This window comes from Priestia sp. JSM ZJ58 (assembly GCF_044383985.1).
Taxonomy (GTDB): Bacteria; Bacillota; Bacilli; order Bacillales; family Bacillaceae_H; genus Priestia; species Priestia zanthoxyli.
The window spans coordinates 3,394,141-3,411,757 of record NZ_JBISEM010000001.1 but is presented as its reverse complement, the minus strand read 5'-3'; the positions used below and the strand labels follow the sequence as shown (position 1 = coordinate 3,411,757).

General features: G+C 38.2%; 20 protein-coding genes. 14 read left to right on the top strand and 6 right to left on the bottom strand.

Annotated elements, in window-relative coordinates:
• The first annotated feature begins 56 nt into the window (after nucleotides 1-56).
• From ACH6EI_RS17820 to ACH6EI_RS17795, 6 genes are all read left to right on the top strand, one after another.
• Entirely contained in the window at nucleotides 57-722 is a 666-nt protein-coding gene (locus tag ACH6EI_RS17820; RefSeq protein WP_028407940.1) for a YkyA family protein, read from the top strand.
• Nucleotides 723-1,303: 581 nt separating this feature from the next.
• Complete coding sequence (pdhA, locus tag ACH6EI_RS17815) at nucleotides 1,304-2,419, top strand: pyruvate dehydrogenase (acetyl-transferring) E1 component subunit alpha (protein ID WP_013056054.1); 1,116 nt, start codon at nucleotides 1,304-1,306, stop codon at nucleotides 2,417-2,419.
• A 3-nt stretch (nucleotides 2,420-2,422) separates the two neighbouring features.
• Nucleotides 2,423-3,400, top strand: coding sequence for an alpha-ketoacid dehydrogenase subunit beta (locus ACH6EI_RS17810; protein WP_013056055.1), 978 nt, complete (start codon nucleotides 2,423-2,425; stop codon nucleotides 3,398-3,400).
• A gap of 102 nt (nucleotides 3,401-3,502) precedes the next feature.
• Entirely contained in the window at nucleotides 3,503-4,804 is a 1,302-nt protein-coding gene (locus ACH6EI_RS17805) for a dihydrolipoamide acetyltransferase family protein (protein ID WP_099330765.1), read from the top strand.
• Between the two features lie 3 nt (nucleotides 4,805-4,807).
• A complete protein-coding gene (gene lpdA / locus ACH6EI_RS17800; protein ID WP_013082295.1) occupies nucleotides 4,808-6,220 on the top strand; it encodes a dihydrolipoyl dehydrogenase in 1,413 nt (470 codons plus the stop codon).
• A gap of 248 nt (nucleotides 6,221-6,468) precedes the next feature.
• Nucleotides 6,469-6,711, top strand: coding sequence for a hypothetical protein (locus ACH6EI_RS17795; RefSeq protein ID WP_028414109.1), 243 nt, complete (start codon nucleotides 6,469-6,471; stop codon nucleotides 6,709-6,711).
• 49 nt (nucleotides 6,712-6,760) lie between these two features.
• Here the strand turns inward: ACH6EI_RS17795 and ACH6EI_RS17790 are convergent, their stop codons facing one another.
• Nucleotides 6,761-8,281 carry a glycine betaine uptake BCCT transporter gene (locus ACH6EI_RS17790; protein ID WP_028414108.1) on the bottom strand — a complete coding sequence of 507 codons (1,521 nt, stop codon included), beginning with the start codon at nucleotides 8,279-8,281 and terminating at the stop codon, nucleotides 6,761-6,763.
• A 393-nt stretch (nucleotides 8,282-8,674) separates the two neighbouring features.
• Between ACH6EI_RS17790 and ACH6EI_RS17785 the strand changes: the two genes are divergently transcribed.
• Nucleotides 8,675-8,800: a GapA-binding peptide SR1P gene (locus ACH6EI_RS17785; RefSeq protein ID WP_013056059.1), complete on the top strand. Its 126-nt coding sequence runs from the start codon at nucleotides 8,675-8,677 to the stop codon at nucleotides 8,798-8,800.
• 37 nt (nucleotides 8,801-8,837) lie between these two features.
• Here ACH6EI_RS17785 and ACH6EI_RS17780 read toward each other — a convergent pair whose 3' ends face one another.
• Nucleotides 8,838-10,313, bottom strand: coding sequence for an aminotransferase class I/II-fold pyridoxal phosphate-dependent enzyme (locus tag ACH6EI_RS17780; RefSeq protein ID WP_028414107.1), 1,476 nt, complete (start codon nucleotides 10,311-10,313; stop codon nucleotides 8,838-8,840).
• 531 nt (nucleotides 10,314-10,844) lie between these two features.
• On the opposite strand from ACH6EI_RS17780, the gene ACH6EI_RS17775 reads away from it, so the two are divergent.
• Nucleotides 10,845-11,114: a UPF0223 family protein gene (locus ACH6EI_RS17775; protein ID WP_013056061.1), complete on the top strand. Its 270-nt coding sequence runs from the start codon at nucleotides 10,845-10,847 to the stop codon at nucleotides 11,112-11,114.
• A gap of 126 nt (nucleotides 11,115-11,240) precedes the next feature.
• Nucleotides 11,241-11,492, top strand: a complete 252-nt coding sequence (locus ACH6EI_RS17770; protein ID WP_028414106.1) for a hypothetical protein — start codon at nucleotides 11,241-11,243, stop codon at nucleotides 11,490-11,492.
• Here ACH6EI_RS17770 and ACH6EI_RS17765 read toward each other — a convergent pair.
• On the bottom strand, nucleotides 11,473-12,108 hold the full coding sequence (locus tag ACH6EI_RS17765) for a YktB family protein (protein WP_028414105.1): 636 nt from the start codon (nucleotides 12,106-12,108) through the stop codon (nucleotides 11,473-11,475). The two genes, ACH6EI_RS17770 and ACH6EI_RS17765, sit on opposite strands and share 20 nt — an antisense overlap.
• Before the next feature lie 268 nt (nucleotides 12,109-12,376).
• Here ACH6EI_RS17765 and ACH6EI_RS17760 point away from each other — a divergent pair, with 268 nt between their 5' ends.
• Complete coding sequence (locus tag ACH6EI_RS17760) at nucleotides 12,377-12,562, top strand: hypothetical protein (RefSeq protein WP_013056063.1); 186 nt, start codon at nucleotides 12,377-12,379, stop codon at nucleotides 12,560-12,562.
• A 195-nt stretch (nucleotides 12,563-12,757) separates the two neighbouring features.
• The gene (locus ACH6EI_RS17755) at nucleotides 12,758-13,564 is read left to right on the top strand and encodes an inositol monophosphatase family protein (RefSeq protein WP_014460992.1); all 807 of its coding nucleotides are present in this window, start codon (nucleotides 12,758-12,760) and stop codon (nucleotides 13,562-13,564) included.
• A 108-nt stretch (nucleotides 13,565-13,672) separates the two neighbouring features.
• Here ACH6EI_RS17755 and ACH6EI_RS17750 read toward each other — a convergent pair whose 3' ends face one another.
• Nucleotides 13,673-13,858 carry a YlaF family protein gene (locus ACH6EI_RS17750; RefSeq protein WP_028414104.1) on the bottom strand — a complete coding sequence of 62 codons (186 nt, stop codon included), beginning with the start codon at nucleotides 13,856-13,858 and terminating at the stop codon, nucleotides 13,673-13,675.
• Between the two features lie 113 nt (nucleotides 13,859-13,971).
• On the opposite strand from ACH6EI_RS17750, the gene typA reads away from it, so the two are divergent.
• Nucleotides 13,972-15,810 (top strand): translational GTPase TypA, encoded by a 1,839-nt coding sequence (typA, locus tag ACH6EI_RS17745; protein WP_013056066.1) that lies wholly within the window; start codon nucleotides 13,972-13,974, stop codon nucleotides 15,808-15,810.
• A gap of 160 nt (nucleotides 15,811-15,970) precedes the next feature.
• Nucleotides 15,971-16,288, top strand: a complete 318-nt coding sequence (locus ACH6EI_RS17740; RefSeq protein WP_013056067.1) for a YlaH-like family protein — start codon at nucleotides 15,971-15,973, stop codon at nucleotides 16,286-16,288.
• A gap of 26 nt (nucleotides 16,289-16,314) precedes the next feature.
• On the opposite strand, the gene ACH6EI_RS17735 is transcribed toward ACH6EI_RS17740, so the two are convergent.
• Nucleotides 16,315-16,749 (bottom strand): hypothetical protein, encoded by a 435-nt coding sequence (locus tag ACH6EI_RS17735; RefSeq protein WP_028414103.1) that lies wholly within the window; start codon nucleotides 16,747-16,749, stop codon nucleotides 16,315-16,317.
• A 1-nt stretch (nucleotide 16,750) separates the two neighbouring features.
• A complete protein-coding gene (locus ACH6EI_RS17730; RefSeq protein ID WP_013056069.1) occupies nucleotides 16,751-16,951 on the bottom strand; it encodes a YlaI family protein in 201 nt (66 codons plus the stop codon).
• A 185-nt stretch (nucleotides 16,952-17,136) separates the two neighbouring features.
• Between ACH6EI_RS17730 and ACH6EI_RS17725 the strand changes: the two genes are divergently transcribed.
• Nucleotides 17,137-17,592, top strand: a complete 456-nt coding sequence (locus tag ACH6EI_RS17725) for a pyridoxamine 5'-phosphate oxidase family protein (RefSeq protein ID WP_028414102.1) — start codon at nucleotides 17,137-17,139, stop codon at nucleotides 17,590-17,592.
• Nucleotides 17,593-17,617 lie beyond the last annotated feature (25 nt).

Below are 17,617 nucleotides of genomic sequence, written 5' to 3'. Positions count from 1 at the left end.
CTAATTTCCTACAAAAATTGTATAATGACCCATGAATAAGGGAGGATTTACCAAATATGAAATGCGTCGGAAGATATATAGTTATTGGCATTGCTGCTATGTCACTAGCAGGCTGTGCAGAGGGCTCATCGCCTGAACTTGAGGTATATAATGGATTAGAAAAAGTGGTAGCACAAGAAAAGCAATTTGCTGATCAGCAAAAACCGTTAGCTGATTTAGAACAGCAAGAAAATGCGATATACGACCAAATTATTGAGCTAGGGATTAAAGATAAAAAGAAAATAAAAAATAAAGCACAAAAAGCGCAGCAGTTATTAGATGAGCGTGAAAATAAATTACAAAAAGAAGAAAAAAGCATCAGCGCTTCGCAAAAACAGTTTGAAGCGACAGAGCCAAAGATCCAAAAGCTAGAGGACGGCAAAGCAAAAGAAGAGGCGCTTGAACTATCTTCGTTAATGAAGAAGCGTTATAAGGCCTACCAGTCCTTACATGATGCCTATCTTCATTCCATTGAATTAGATCGTCAGCTATATACGCTCTTTGAAAAAGACAATGTGAAATTAGAGAATCTTGAAACACAAATCGCTTCGATCAATGCTACTTATAAAGAAGTTGAAAAGAAAAAAGAAACGTTTAACACACTAACAGCTGACTATAACAAAGCCAAAGAAGATTTTTATAACAAAACGAAGTTAAAGGTGAAAAATAGCGAGGATAAATAAGAAGGCCTGTGAAGTTTACAGGTCTTTTTTTTTGGCTGAAAAGGAAGGTTTTCTGAAATAAAGAAAGAGTTTCGACACGATTCAAGTAAAAATTACAAAAGGTTATTGTTTTAAAAAATCGTTTATTTGTGGCAAGATAGGAGATGTGCAGACGTAAAAAAAGAGAAGGTTATTATAAAACATATAATACAGTTTGTATCTGTGTAATAGTACAGCGTGTCTTTTTTATGTGTTTTATTTCACAAACTAAAAAAGCGTAATTTCTTGATGTAAATGCATTGACGAACTGTTTTAGTGTATTGTAAACTAGGTAGCGTAGTAAGTGTTGTATTAATCATTTTTGCAAAATAATTAATACAGTTTAACGAAACGCTCGTTTCGCTTAAACTTTCCTTTTACGTAAATGTTTGCACAGAATTCGCTGGGGAATACATAGAAATGTTAAGGATTAGCGAATTCAAAAAGCTACTCGACAAAATATGACTTTTACTTGTCCATTTGGGACATTCTAAAAGCGTGTATGTTTGTTTGATTAGTAAAATGAATTTATACGGCTTAAATGAAAGGAAGAGGTGACTTAGATGGCTGCTAAAACTAAAAAGGCTATTATTGATGTATCAAAGCAACTTGATAAAATCGCTGAGCAGTACCAAACGTTCCAAATTCTTAATGAAGAGGGCGAAGTAGTAAATAAATCAGCGTTGCCAGATTTATCTGACGAAAAATTAAAAGAGTTAATGACTCGCATGGTATACACTCGTATTCTTGATCAACGTTCAATTTCATTGAACCGTCAAGGTCGTTTAGGTTTCTATGCACCAACTGCTGGGCAAGAAGCTTCTCAAATCGCTTCACATTTCGCATTAGAAAAAGAAGACTTCATTTTACCTGGGTACCGTGATGTGCCTCAGTTAATTTGGCATGGTCTTCCACTATATCAAGCGTTCTTATTCTCTCGTGGTCATTTCCACGGTAACCAAGCGCCAGAAGGTGTAGATGTACTTTCTCCACAAATCATCATCGGTGCACAAATCGTGCAAACTGCTGGCGTGGCACTAGGTCTTAAAAAGCGCGGTAAAAAAGCAGTAGCGATCACTTATACAGGTGACGGCGGAGCTTCACAAGGTGACTTCTACGAAGGTATGAACTTCGCAGGTGCATTCAAAGCTCCAGCAATCTTTGTTGTACAAAACAACCGCTTTGCAATTTCAACACCAGTTGAAAAGCAATCTGCAGCACGTACAATCGCTCAAAAAGCAGCGGCTGTTGGTATCCCAGGCGTTCAAGTAGACGGTATGGATGCACTAGCAGTATACGTTGCAGTAAGCGAAGCTCGTGAGCGTGCAGTAAACGGTGAAGGTCCAACTTTAATTGAAACATTAACTTACCGTTATGGTCCACATACAATGGCTGGTGACGATCCAACTCGTTATCGTACAGCTGAGCTTGACACTGAGTGGGAAAAGAAAGATCCACTTGTTCGCTTCCGTAAATTCTTAGAAGCTAAAGGCATCTGGAATGAAGAAGAAGAAAACAAAGTAATCGAGCAAGCTAAAGAAGATATCAAACAAGCTATTAAGAAGGCTGACGATTATCCAAAACAAAAAGTTACAGATTTAATGGAAATCATGTACGAAACTATGCCTTCAAACTTACAAGAGCAATATGAAATCTACAAAGAGAAGGAGTCGAAGTAAGCCATGGCGCAAATGACAATGATTCAAGCGATTACTGATGCGTTACGCACAGAAATGAAAAACGACGAAAACGTATTAGTTTTTGGTGAAGACGTTGGCGTAAACGGTGGAGTATTCCGTGCGACTGAAGGTCTTCAACAAGAATTCGGCGAAGATCGCGTATTCGATACGCCATTAGCTGAATCTGGTATCGGTGGTCTTGCTGTGGGTCTATCGACTCAAGGTTTCCGTCCGGTTCCTGAAATTCAATTCTTTGGTTTCGTATACGAAGTACTTGATTCTGTATCAGGTCAAGCTGCACGTATGCGCTACCGTTCTGGCGGTCGCTGGAATGCACCAATCACATTCCGTTCACCATTTGGTGGAGGCGTTCATACACCAGAACTTCACGCTGATAGCTTAGAAGGTATCGTAGCATCTCAACCTGGTCTAAAAGTTGTAATTCCTTCAACTCCATACGATGCAAAAGGTCTTTTAATTTCATCAATCCGTGATAACGATCCGGTTGTATACTTAGAGCACATGAAGCTTTACCGTTCATTCCGTCAAGAAGTACCTGAAGAATCATACACTATTGACTTAGGTACAGCTGATGTGAAACGTGAAGGTACAGACGTAACGCTTATCGCTTACGGTGCAATGGTACACTCATCATTAAAAGCAGCTGAAGAACTAGAAAAAGAAGGTATCTCTGCTGAAGTAGTGGACTTACGTACAGTTCAACCTTTAGATATCGATACAATTCTTGCATCAGTTGAAAAAACTGGTCGCGTAGTAGTAGTTCAAGAAGCTCAAAAACAAGCTGGTATCGCAGCTAACGTTGTAGCTGAAATTAACGATCGTGCAATCTTAAGCTTAGAAGCACCAGTATTACGTGTAACAGCACCGGATACTGTGTTCCCATTCTCTCAAGCTGAGGGCGTATGGTTACCAGACCACAAAGACATCGTTGAAACAGCTAAGAAAGTACTTGAATTTTAATTAGCATTTTACTGTGATAGAAATCAGCTTTGTGCTGATTTCTGTCTTAGATAAAATAAACACTAACAAATTGAACGCAACTAACTAGGAGGGTGAAGACACGTGGCATTTGAATTTAAACTGCCGGATATCGGTGAAGGTATCCACGAAGGTGAAATTGTAAAATGGTTCGTAAAAGCTGGAGATGAAATTGATGAGGATGATGTACTAGCAGAAGTACAAAATGACAAAGCTGTTGTTGAAATCCCATCTCCTGTAAAAGGTAAAGTATTAGAAGTAAAAGTTGACGAAGGTACAGTAGCTACTGTAGGACAAGTTATCGTTACTTTTGATGCTCCTGGATACGAAGACTTAAAATTCAAAGGTGACGATCATGATGATGCACCAGCAGAAGAAGCTAAAGAAGAAGCTTCAACTCAAGAAGTGACTGAAGAAGCAACAGCTCCTGCAGCACAAGCTGATGTTGATCCTAACCGTAAAGTAATTGCTATGCCTTCAGTGCGCAAATATGCTCGTGAAAAAGGTATAGACATTAAAGCTGTTCCTGGTTCAGGTAAAAACGGACGTATTGTTAAAGATGACATCGATAGCTTCTTATCTGGTGGTTCTACAGCTACAGCAACTGCTGAAGCTCCAGCTAAAGAGGAAACTGCTTCAGCTGAACCAAAAGCAGCAGCAGCACAAGCTATTCCTGAAGGCGACCTACCAGAAACTCGCGAGAAAATGAGCGGTATCCGTCGTGCAATCGCAAAAGCTATGGTTAACTCTAAACACACTGCTCCACACGTAACATTAATGGATGAAATCGATGTAACAGCTCTTGTTGCTCATCGTAAAAAATTCAAAACAGTTGCAGCAGATCAAGGTATTAAATTAACATTCTTACCTTACGTGGTAAAAGCGTTAACTTCAGCACTTAAGAAGTTCCCAGCTCTTAACACTTCAATTGATGATTCTACAGATGAAGTAATTCAAAAACATTACTACAACATCGGTATCGCTGCTGACACTGAAAAAGGTCTTTTAGTACCAGTTGTGAAAAATGCTGATCGTAAATCTGTATTCGAAATTTCGGATCAAATTAACGACCTTGCTGGAAAAGCACGTGATGGTAAATTAGCTCCTGCTGAAATGAAAGGCGCTTCTTGTACAATTACAAACATCGGTTCTGCTGGTGGACAATGGTTTACTCCAGTTATCAACCACCCAGAAGTTGCAATTCTAGGTATCGGACGTATCGCTGAAAAACCAGTTGTACGCGACGGTGAAATTGTAATTGCTCCAGTATTAGCATTATCACTAAGCTTTGACCACCGTATTATCGATGGCGCAACAGCTCAAAACGCTCTTAACCAAATCAAGCGTTTATTAAATGATCCAGAATTATTATTAATGGAGGCGTAATAAATGGTAGTAGGAGATTTCCCAATCGAAACTGATACTCTTGTCATTGGTGCTGGCCCTGGTGGCTACGTTGCAGCAATTCGTGCAGCTCAATTAGGTCAAAAAGTTACAATCGTAGAAAAAGGTAATCTTGGAGGCGTATGCTTAAACGTTGGTTGTATTCCTTCAAAAGCATTAATCGCTGCAGGTCACCGTTTTGAACATGCTAAACATTCTGAAGACATGGGGATTATCGCTGAGAACGTAACAGTTGATTTCTCTAAAGTTCAAGAATTCAAAAACGGCGTTGTAAACAAACTTACTGGCGGTGTTGAAGGCCTTCTTAAAGGTAACAAAGTTGACATCGTAAAAGGTGAAGCTTACTTCGTTGACAGCGAAACTGTACGTGTAATGGATGAAAATTCAGCACAAACGTACAAATTCAAAAATGCAATCCTTGCAACTGGTTCTCGTCCAATCGAGATCCCTGGATTCAAATTCTCTGAGCGCGTAATCAACTCTACAGGTGCATTAGCGCTTAAAGAAGTTCCTAAAAAATTAGTTGTAATCGGCGGAGGTTACATCGGTACTGAGCTTGGTACTGCTTTTGCTAACTTCGGTACAGAAGTTACATTTGTAGAAGCTGCTGATGAAATTTTAGCTGGTTTTGAAAAACAAATGAGCTCTCTTGTTAAACGTAACCTTAAGAAAAAAGGAAACGTTGAAATCTATACAAAAGCAATGGCTAAAGGTGTTGAAGAAACTGCTGATGGCGTACAAGTTACGTTTGAAGTAGGCGGAGAGTCAAAAGTAATCGATGCTGACTACGTATTAGTTACTGTAGGTCGCCGTCCTAACACTGATGAGCTTGGTCTTGAGCAAGTTGGCGTTAAAATGACTGACCGTGGTCTTATCGAAATCGATAACCAAACTCGTACATCTGTAAGCAACATCTTTGCAATTGGTGATATCGTAACTGGACCACCACTTGCACACAAAGCTTCTTACGAAGGTAAAATCGCAGCTGAAGTAATCGCTGGCGAACCTGCTGAAATTGACTACTTAGGAATTCCAGCAGTTGTATTCTCTGAGCCTGAGCTTGCATCTGTAGGTTATACTGAAGCACAAGCAAAAGAAGAAGGATTAGCTGTTAAAGCTTCTAAATTCCCATTCGCTGCTAACGGACGTGCGCTTGCACTTAACGCTGCAGAAGGCTTCTTGAAGCTTATCACTCGTAAAGAAGACGGAGTAGTTGTTGGTGCTCAAATCGCTGGACCTAGCGCATCTGACATGATCGCTGAGCTTGGTCTTGCTATCGAAGCTGGCGTAACAGCTGAAGATATCGCATTAACAATTCACGCTCACCCAACATTAGGTGAAATCACAATGGAAGCTGCTGAAGTAGCTATTGGAAGCCCAATTCACATTGTAAAATAATGTTTTTAAAAAGCTGATGCGTATGCATCAGCTTTTTTTTTGAAGAAAACGGTTTTCATCAAGTATCAGATGCTTGTCAGACAGTTTTTATTGCTGATGAGTATCTCCTTTAGAAGAAACGTGTAAAAAGCGCTGAGGCAGTCTTAAATGAGCTCTAGATGCATACATATGAAGTGGGACGTGCTTTCCTTATAGGTAGATAAAAAATTGCTTCTTTGGATAACGAATGAAAAGGCGGCGAAGGAGCTATGAAGACATATTTCGTTTGGAGCTTACACATTGTTATTTGGATAGGTTATTCACTGGTTGAATTGCTATCAAAACGTGATCAATTGACATCTAAAATTATTTTGTTTTTAGTATTTGCTTATTTAGCTTACGGCATAGCAGAAATGAACGTTAAATCTAAAAGACTGGCGCTTATGATGACGGGCACAACGTCAGCTGTCTGCTTGACGTGTTATCAACTAATTTTATTTTGCACGGCGTAAGAGTGCATAAAAAAAGCGTTAGCTTATATAAGCTAACGCTTTTTTTATCTTACACAGATTTCTTTTCTTTTTTTAATGCGCCTTCTTCTTTAAATGCTTTCATTAATGAGAAGACCGTTAACACCAGCACAATTGAAAATGGAAGTGCTGCTATAATCGCAGCCGTTTGGAGTGCATCCAAGCCACCTGTCCAAAGCAGAATGATTGCTGTTAACGATTGAATTAAGCCCCACGTAAGCTTAATAGAGCCTGAAGGATTTAGATCACCATTTGTTGTCTGCATTCCTAAAACAAATGTAGCTGAGTCAGCTGATGTAATGAAGAATGTAGCAATTAAGCAAATAGCGACAATGGACATGAACGTACCAAATGGAAACTGTTCAAGTACGTAGAATAAAGCAACTTCTGTTCCTTTATTATTGATAACATCCATAACAGGAAGATCCTTGAAAAAGTCTAAGTAGACCCCAGAACCTCCGAATACGGCAAACCATAATCCGCCAAATACGGTCGGAACAGCTAGTACACCAATTAAAAATTCTCGAATGGTTCTACCTCGTGAAATACGAGCAATAAACGTACCAACGAACGGTGCCCAGGCGATCCACCATGCCCAGTAGAAAATTGTCCAATCTTGAACCCAGGTGCTGTTATCAAACGGGCTCAATCGAAAACTCATCGACGGCAAGTTTTGAATGTAGCTGCCAATTGTTGTAACGAATAAGTCCATAATAAAGTTGGTTGGACCTGCAAATAACAAGAATAGCATTAACAGAATAGCTAAAACAATATTAATGTTACTCAAATACTTAATACCTTTGTTCAGACCTGTCTGTGCTGACAGCATGAACAAGAACGTCACGATAATAATAACAATTAATTGAGTCGTGAAATTATTATCAATACTTGGCGACAAGTAAGAGGCTCCACCAGTAATTTGAATAGCGCCCAGTCCTAGAGATGTTGCCACCCCAAAAATAGTTGCAAATACGGCGATGACGTTTATGATCGTTCCAAGAGGTCCATCAACACGTTTTCCTAATAGTGGACGTAAAATATTACTGATTATGAACGGGTAACCTTTTCTAAATTGAAAATATGCAAGGGCCAGTGCAAGAACGGAATAAATAGCCCAAGGATGTAAACCCCAGTGGAAAAACGAATAACGTAGAGCTGCACGAGCTGATTCTGCTGTACCGCCTTCACCAGAAGGTGGAGTATGAAAATGATTGATTGGTTCTGAAACACCCCAGAATACAAGTCCAATCCCCATACCAGCACTAAATAACATAGCAAACCACGAGACATAACCATACTGAGGCTTTTCGTCAGGTTTACCTAGTTTAATGTTTCCGTACTTTGAAAAAATTAAGTACAGCGTAAAAACTAAGAATAATGTAGCTGCTAATAAATAATACCAGCCAAATTTCTCGATGATAAAACTATGTATTGCCGATGTGACAGGTGTAAGCGCTGCGCTTCCTAGCACAGATTCCGGAATAACACCCCATACGATAAATACTGCAGCAATAATAACCGAAATGATAAAAACAGGAGTCAGTTTTTTCATCGATTATCACTCCTTTCCTATTCTATTTTACATAACATAGTTTCTCATATAACCTTTTTAGCTATACATGAAACCACATGGTTATACATTCTAGTAAAGTTTGTATGAAATGTCTACCCTATTAGTAAGAAAAAAAGGCAAGATCTCAAATTCTTATTTTTCGTAATTATTTTAAAGTGCCGAAATAGATATGAAATTAGACATAGTTTTTTCATATAAATAGAGATGATGCTAAGGGGTCAGTTTTTTGAAAACAAATATAACATTTATGAGAAAAATATTTTTAATGTGACATACTAATTAGTTGTTGACATATTTAATGTGACATAATAATATAATATCAAGAGTTGTAAAACGCTTACAAAAAAAGACGGTTAAAGGGGAGTTTACAAAATGGGAACAATCGTATGTCAAACATGTAACTGCACAATTGATCATTTCGAAGATGAGAAAGTGACGCGATTATACTCAACATGTAAAAGCGGAGAATGTCAAAAAGCAGATGAAGATTTAGATTAATTCAATAAAAAAAAGGTGCGGAATTTCGCACCTTTTTTTATTGAATTGCTTTATGTTCTTTAATGACACGAAATGTCTTTAATTCAAAATCTTCCGGACCCTGCACTGGTAAACCTGCCTCTAAGTTTGTTTCAATGTAGGTTAAATTTTCCTCAGTGATGATTTCCCCAGGAATAAAAATAGGAATACCAGGAGGATAGACCATTACAAATTCTGCAATAATACGACCTGCTGACTCATGAAAAGGTACCACTTCGGTTTCAGCGTAAAAAGCATCACGAGGTGTTAAAGCCAATACAGGAATATCAGGTAATAAAATAGCCGGTTTTGCCGTTGTCTCAGAAAGGTTATGGAATTTTGCGGATAACTCACGCAGAGCTGTGACAAGACGTGAAAGATCTTCTTCTGTATCTCCGGGCGTGATAATACATAGAATATTATAAAGGTCAGACATTTCCACTTCGATATTATGAGCTTCACGCATCCATTTTTCTACGTCATAGCCCGTAATTCCTAAATCTGAAACAGAAATAATTAATTTAGTAGGGTCTAAATCATACGTAGCTTTTGTGCCTAAAATTTCTCTGCCTATACATCGGATATGCTCAATTGTATTAATTTCTTTTCGTGCTTTTTCAGCAAGAGAAATTGCACGTTCAGCCAGCTCTTTTCCTTCTGTAGCTAGACGTTTTCGTGCAACATCTAAAGAAGCCAGCAGCAGATAAGAGGTTGATGTTGTTGTCAGCATGCTTAAAATAGACTGTACGCGTTTTGGAGAAATTAAGCCTTCGCGTATGTTTAAAATGGAACTTTGCGTCATAGAACCGCCTAATTTATGCACGCTTGTTGCTGCCATATCTGCACCGGCCTGCATAGCAGACAGAGGCAAATCATCATGGAAGTGAATATGAACGCCGTGAGCTTCATCAACAAGTACAGGCACTTGATACGAGTGGGCAATTTCTACGATTTTACGAAGGTCTCCGGAAATTCCAAAGTAAGTTGGATTGATAACAAGCACTGCTTTTGCTTCAGGGTGCTGCTTTAAGGCTTTTTCTACAGAGTCCGATGTAATACCGTGAGAAATGCCAAGATTTTCGTCAATTTCAGGATGAATAAAAATAGGCGTAGCTCCTGAAAAAACAATCGCACTCATAACAGATTTATGCACGTTTCTAGGAACGATAATTTTATCTCCAGGTCCACATGTCGCCATAACCATTGCCATAATTGCTCCGCTCGTTCCTTGAACAGAGAAAAAAGTATGATCAGCACCAAATGCTTCTGCAGCTAAATCCTGCGCTTGTTTGATAATGCCTTTTGGCTGGTGAAGATCATCAAGGGGACCGATATTAATTAAATCAATGGATAAAGCATCATCGCCAATAAATGAGCGGAATTCAGGATCCATTCCATTTCCTTTTTTATGTCCAGGGATATGGAATTGTGTTGGGTTTTTCTTAGCGTGATTAACTAATCCAGTAAATAATGGAGTTGAAAATTGAGAAGACAACTTTGCTATACACCTCTTTTATCATAAATTGTCAGTCCCTCTAAGCAAAGCTTAGAGGGACTTTGATTGTTTTTTTATCAAATTACAGCATTCAATTTTATATACCAAAAACTAATGGCTGTTGAATTATACATATTAAAATATCAGATCTTTTTTCTACAAAAGAAATTCAACAGAAATTCTACTCCGCAGTTTTCTTGATTTTAACCATTATATAAATGAATGAAACGCGTATGTTTACTACTGTTTGATAATATAAATACAATTTTTAGTTAAAAAAATACAAGTAATTGTAAACTGCTTATTACTTATTATTTTATAGTTCTTTATGTTTTGAAAATCCCCATAAAACAAAAGAATTATAGCACTTATTAACCTATTTGCAAAGATATTTTAAAGAGAAAATAAAAAGAAAAAAAAGGAGAAATTCTTTTGGGTGAAAAGAGAATAAATTTTGTGTACATTATAGATTGTGATAGAGTTAAGAATATAGATATACATAGAATGAAGAAATAAATGGAGTGATGAGAAGTGGAATATCAATACCCTATCTCCCTTGATTGGAGTACAGAAGAAATTATTGATGTAGTGAAGTTTTTTGAAAGCATTGAACGAGCTTATGAAAAAGGTATTGAGCGTGATCACCTAATGGCAGTCTATCGCCGATTTAAAGAAATTGTGCCAAGTAAAGCAGAAGAAAAAACAATCTGTAACGATTTTGAAGACCAAAGCAAATACTCTTCTTATCGAACGATTCAAAAAGCAAAGGCTGCTTCTTCTGGAGATATCATAAAAATGTAAAAACTGAGACTGGGACAAAAGTAGTTTAGCCGAAGTAAAAAACGAATCATTAATCAAATTGTTTGATTAATGATTCGTTTTTTTTGTTACGGTGAACATAGAGTTTATCTGTTTCGTTTCTTCTAGTTGATTGGAAGGCAAGGCGAAGACTCCTGCGGGGAAAGCGGAACAGGCGAGACCCCGCAGGAGCGCAAGCAACGAGGAGGCTCACCGGCAGCCCGCGGAAAGCGAAGTCTTGCAGGGAAATCAACTGCGGTGTCACAAGCGTTTTTCAGCTTATGTATCCCATTTATTGGTCTTTCGATGAGCTTCCTTTCGTTATGTGTCACCCTCATTTTTTTATATCAATTCGTTAAAATTATGCATATGCTTTTTTAGTTAGTTCATATAATGGAGTTACCGTATGAAATGTTTGTTCAATACGAGCCATCCATTCTTCGCCGTTCATTGCAATCGCTTCTTCTTTTGGAATCGTAATGCCGCATAGGATCTCAGCTTTTTTAACCGTCTCTAGACGTTCAAACAAACTCTCTAAGTCTTCAGAAGATAAGTCGCCCATTTTTTCACTATCAGGTTTTGTATGATCTTTCGACCAAACAAACGAGTCTGGGATATTTTGACAAATCTCCTCCATGTTTTGTTTTAGCAGCTTTCCAAATTGTTCTTTAATAGGTGATTCGTAAATGACGGCGAACCACACAAAGACGTGTGTTTCCCAAAGGCCAATTTGAAAATGAGGGAGCTTTTTATACCCGCGTTTACTGTTAGCAAAGGCTACCCACGTATCTGCTGGCGGGTTAACTGTTCTTCGTGCATGTTTGGCAATGTGTACGAACATTTCATCTCCACAAAGTGAAGAAAGAGTAGGAGCAAAATGATTGCTCAATTGTTCGAATTTTGGGCGTATCGTTGTCTTGATGGCTTCCATACGTGCATCAAGCCCCTCGATACGGAATACGTTAAAGTCATCTTGTGAAAATCCTGAGAATGCCATGTGAAACCTCCGTTTTTTTAGTGAATATGTATAGCTGCTGTGCATCTATGCAAGTAAGTATGATTTACGCGAAGATTCTACCACATGAAAAGCATAAACACCAATTAATTCGCATATGCTTGTCAAAACGTGTCTATCATTTTTTTATAGGTAATCACACAATTTAGTTGCATGAGATTAGGTTTCGACATAGACTATATCAATCAAAATATCTGAAAATTTAGTTTTCTATAAGTGGGTTCAATAATTTGAGAGGGGTGTTTGAAACATGAAACAAGTGGTGAATATGTATAAGAAGAATGATGGACAAAAAAGATTAGGTGTAATTCGGTTGGAGTTAGATTACGAGTTAGCGACGTTATATGAAGCCATGATGGAGAATAATGAGGAACAAAAACAAAAATGTAAGCGAAAGCTCGAGAAACTTCGTGAAGAAATGATATCTCTTCAGTAGCAGACACGGGAATAAAATAGAACAAATATGGGTAAACTGTAAAAAAGGATTAAACTGAATGAGCAGATTCATAAGTGGTAACAGAGCACGTGGGAGAAGAAGCGGCAGTTCTTCTCCCACGTGCTCTGTTAATTGACATCTTGCAGAGGTTTTTTTAAGCTTAAATAAGAGACGTATTTTTGAGGGGGAATTGAGATGACACAACGCTGGAAAGAAATTGATACATACGTTAAAGAGTGGCTAAAAGAAGCTGGACAAAAAATTCAACAGTCGTTTAGTAAAGAACTTCTCATTCAAACGAAATCGAATCCAAATGATTTAGTAACAAATATGGATAAAGAAATTGAACAGTTTTTTATCTCAAAAATCAATGAAACCTTTCCGGAACATCATATTCTCGGAGAAGAAGGATATGGGGAAGAGCTTGAATCAGAAGAAGGAACGATTTGGATTATCGATCCGATCGACGGTACGATGAACTTTGTTCATCAGCAGCGAAATTTTGCTATTTCCATCGGTATATTCGAAAATGGTGTAGGACAAGCAGGTTATATTTATGATGTTATTCATAATGAGCTGTATCATGCTTTAAAAGGACAGGGCGCGTTTATGAATGACATCCAATTGCCGAAACTTGAACCTGTACCAGTTGAAGAAGCTATTATTAGCTTAAATGCAACGTGGGTGACGGAGAACCGCCGTATTGATCCTTCCGTATTAAGTCCGCTTGTGCGTAAAGTAAGAGGGACCCGTTCATATGGATCCGCAGCTATTGAGCTTGCTTACGTAGCGGCTGGACGCTTGGATGGATACATTACTTTACGTTTGGCTCCATGGGACTTTGCTGCCGGTAAAGTGTTGATTGAAGAAGTTGGAGGAGTCATGACGGATTTAGAAGGGAAGCCGTTAGAGATTCTTGAAAAAAGCAGTGTATTTGTAAGCAAACCAACATTACATGACGAAATCTTTCGTACGTACCTTGAAGGAAAGTGGAATAAATAAAATAGAAGTGAAGACTTACGTGTAGTCAAAGAATTTTGTGATGAAAAAACGTCATGAACCATTTTGATGTTGCAAATGGCCATGACGCTTTCAATCATCGCAAAAAAATTACAGCTGCCCTTTTTCTCGCATTTTTTTCTTAGTCGTAAAGCCAAGACCCATTACAACAATTAAAGCTACGATAGCTAAAATGACCCCGAGAGCGCTTCCTTCTCCGATAAATATGCCAATTGACATAATAGCTGCAGTTGCGATGAATGCATATAAAACGAATACCCACTTAATGTTTCTCATGTTGATTCCTCCCATTTGTAACGGATATTTATAGTGTACAACAAAATCATTCTGCAATTCTAGAGTTAGTGTGATATAATAGCTTAGTTATTACAAGCATAGGAGTGAAATGCGTGAACATTCGTAAAGATTTACGTAATATTGCCATTATTGCCCATGTAGACCATGGGAAAACAACGTTAGTAGATAAATTATTACATCAGTCCGGAACATTCCGTACTAATGAGCATGTTGAAGAACGTGCGATGGATTCAAATGACCTTGAGCGTGAGCGTGGAATTACAATTTTAGCGAAAAACACAGCTATTAATTATAAAGATACGCGTATCAACATTATGGATACGCCAGGACATGCTGACTTCGGTGGAGAAGTTGAGCGTATTATGAAGATGGTAGACGGTGTTCTACTTGTAGTAGACGCATACGAAGGATGTATGCCTCAAACGCGCTTTGTATTGAAAAAAGCATTAGAGCAAAACTTAACGCCGATTGTTGTTGTTAACAAAATTGACCGTGACTTTGCTCGTCCAACTGAAGTAGTTGATGAAGTAATTGACTTATTTATTGAACTAGGTGCAAGTGAGGAACAAATTGAGTTCCCTGTTGTTTATGCTTCAGCAATCAACGGAACGGCTAGCACGAACCCTGAAAAGCAAGATGAGAACATGTCATCTCTATTTGACTCAATCATCGAGCACATTCCAGCACCAGTAGACAACAGCGACGAACCACTTCAATTCCAAGTGGCAATGCTTGACTACAATGACTATCTTGGTCGTATCGGTGTAGGGCGCGTATTCCGCGGAACAATGAAAGTAGGCCAGCAAGTTGCATTAATGAAGCTTGACGGTACGGTAAAACAATTCCGCGTAACGAAATTATTCGGTTTCCTAGGCTTAAAGCGTGTTGAAATCGAAGAAGCAAAAGCAGGAGACCTGATCGCTGTATCAGGAATGGAAGACATCAACGTAGGTGAAACAGTATGTCCGTTTGACCACCAAGATGCACTGCCAATTTTACGTATTGATGAACCTACTTTACAAATGACGTTCTTAGTAAACAATTCACCGTTTGCTGGTCGTGAAGGTAAATTTGTTACATCTCGTAAAATTGAAGAGCGCTTAATGTCTGAACTTGAGACAGATGTAAGTTTACGCGTGGAAAATACTGATTCACCGGATGTATGGGTCGTTTCAGGACGTGGAGAACTTCATTTATCTATTTTAATTGAAAATATGCGTCGTGAAGGATATGAGATTCAAGTATCAAAACCTGAAGTAATCGTTCGTGAAATTGATGGCGTTCGCTGTGAGCCAGTTGAACGTGTGCAAATCGACGTGCCTGAAGAACATACGGGTTCTATTATGGAATCAATGGGTGCTCGTAAAGGTGAAATGGTTGATATGATTAACAACGGCAGCGGTCAAGTTCGTCTGATCTTTATGGTTCCTGCACGTGGTTTAATCGGTTATACAACTGAGTTCTTATCGTTAACTCGTGGATTCGGTATCATTAACCATTCATTTGATAGCTACCAACCAATGCAGCAAGGTCAAGTTGGAGGTCGCCGTCAAGGTGTGCTTGTTTCTATGGAAAGCGGTAAATCATCTACTTATGGAATCCAAGGCGTAGAAGACCGCGGTACAATTTTCGTGGAGCCAGGTACAGAAGTATACGAAGGTATGATCGTAGGAGAACACACTCGTGAAAATGATATCGTTGTTAACATCTGTAAAATGAAGCAAATGACGAATATGCGTTCTGCTAACAAAGATCAAACAACAGGTATGAAAAAACCTCGTATTATGTCTTTAGAGCAATCACTTGAATATTTAAACGAAGATGAATATTGTGAAATCACACCAGAATCTATTCGTCTACGTAAAAAAATTCTTGATAAAAATGAACGTGAAAAAGCAGCGAAAAAGAAAAAATACGCTGACACGAAATAATAAAAAAAGGAAGTCGTTAGCTTTATTTGCTAGCGGCTTGTTTTTTATCAATTATATCAGAATTTTCTATTTTTTGAAAGCGTTTTATAAAGAGATAATTTGGAAAGGAAAAAGGTGGCTTATATCGAATAATGTAAAGTAAGGAATAGGGGGAAGGAAGATGGATGTAAAAGAACACCTTTCATTTTTTGCTGCTTTGTATCAAGTAGATGAACATGCAAAAATAGGAATGTGGCTGTTATACTTTACTATTTTAGGGCTATCTGTTCTTGTGTACAAACTCGGGTTTGCAAAGAAGCTGCCGCTTTTAAAATCTGTGGTTATTTATCTATTTTTAGCTTTTGGATGTACGATTTTAACGTTTTTAGGCATTTTTTTACCTGTAGCTGAAGGGCTTGTGGTTGCAGCGCTTGTATTAATTATTTATAAAATACGGCTGTATCAGGCTAAAAAGCAAAACTCCACGTTGGGTTCATAAAAGACTACATAAAAAGACGCTTGTAGCTACAAGCGTCTTTTTAGTATGATATAGCCGAAGACAAGAGCGGCTGCGAAAATTAAATGGCCAGCTGTCCAATAAAAAATTGCTACTGCATCATCCACCGCAGGCGTAGGCTTAAGCGCAAGCAGCGTCAACGGAAAATACAAAGGAATGGTTGGAAGTGTTAATAAAAAAGAACACAATACGATTTTTCGAATAGACATATTGTTTAATTTACCTACTATGTAAACAAAAACGATCCCAATTGCAACGGCAATGAATAAATGAAAAACAAACTCCACCCATTCAGGCCATTGAATAGGGCCAATGATAGGAATAAAATCAACATTTAATAAAAGGGTATAAACTTGTTTGCCGGTTAGCCATTCTATCCATTTCAAACATAACCCAAGGGTAATCCCGCTGAACATGCCAATACTTATTCCTAAACGGAGCACCTTACCAATCCTCCTCTGTCTTTTTCGACTCATATAGTTTAAAGTTACCAGTAGCTATGCGTTCTTTTGTTCGTTTTTCAATCCGTTCAGAACATTCATTGCACATATATGTATGGATAGGACGGTTGCGCAGTCGTTTTGCCACGAGCGTTTCATCCTCAATTGTTTCAATTTTATCGCACATGACACATTGTACTCTCATTTCTATCACCTCAACTTCTCTATACATCATTCTAGCCGAAAATTCTTGTTTTATAAAGTTTTTTTGCGGTGCTATCTCTCAGGAGAAAAGGAACGATAGGAAAACATTCCTAAAGAAGCAGGTAATTTTGCTTGTTAGCTCGAAGATAGTAACTAGTAAGTACATAAACAGTAGGAGGGATGAAAATGGCCAACGAAGTCGAGACTCAATTAGTAGATGCATTATACGATGAGCTACAGACAGAGAGATTTGCAACCATTTCAACTATTGATTTTGAAACAAACGCTCCAAATGTTAGTGCCATTTCGTGGTTAGTAGCTCCGACTAAACAAAAAATTCGATTTGCCGTAGATGTCAAATCGAGGATTGTAGAAAACATTAAACATACGAATAAAGCAGTGGTAAATATTCTTGCTAATGAATCATGCTACTCAATCAGCGGAATAGCTGAGGTAGTGCAGGAAAAGTTAGAAGGAGTAGCTTTAAAGTTGACACTAATTGAACTAGATATTAATGAAGTAAGAGATGTCATGTTCTATGGCTCTAAGATTTCAGTAAACCCTTCATATGAAAAGACCTATGATCCAGTAGCAGCCGCTAAACTCGATAAGCAAGTAATTGAAGCGATAAAAAAAGCTTAGCAGCGGCCTGCCGCTAAGCGACTTT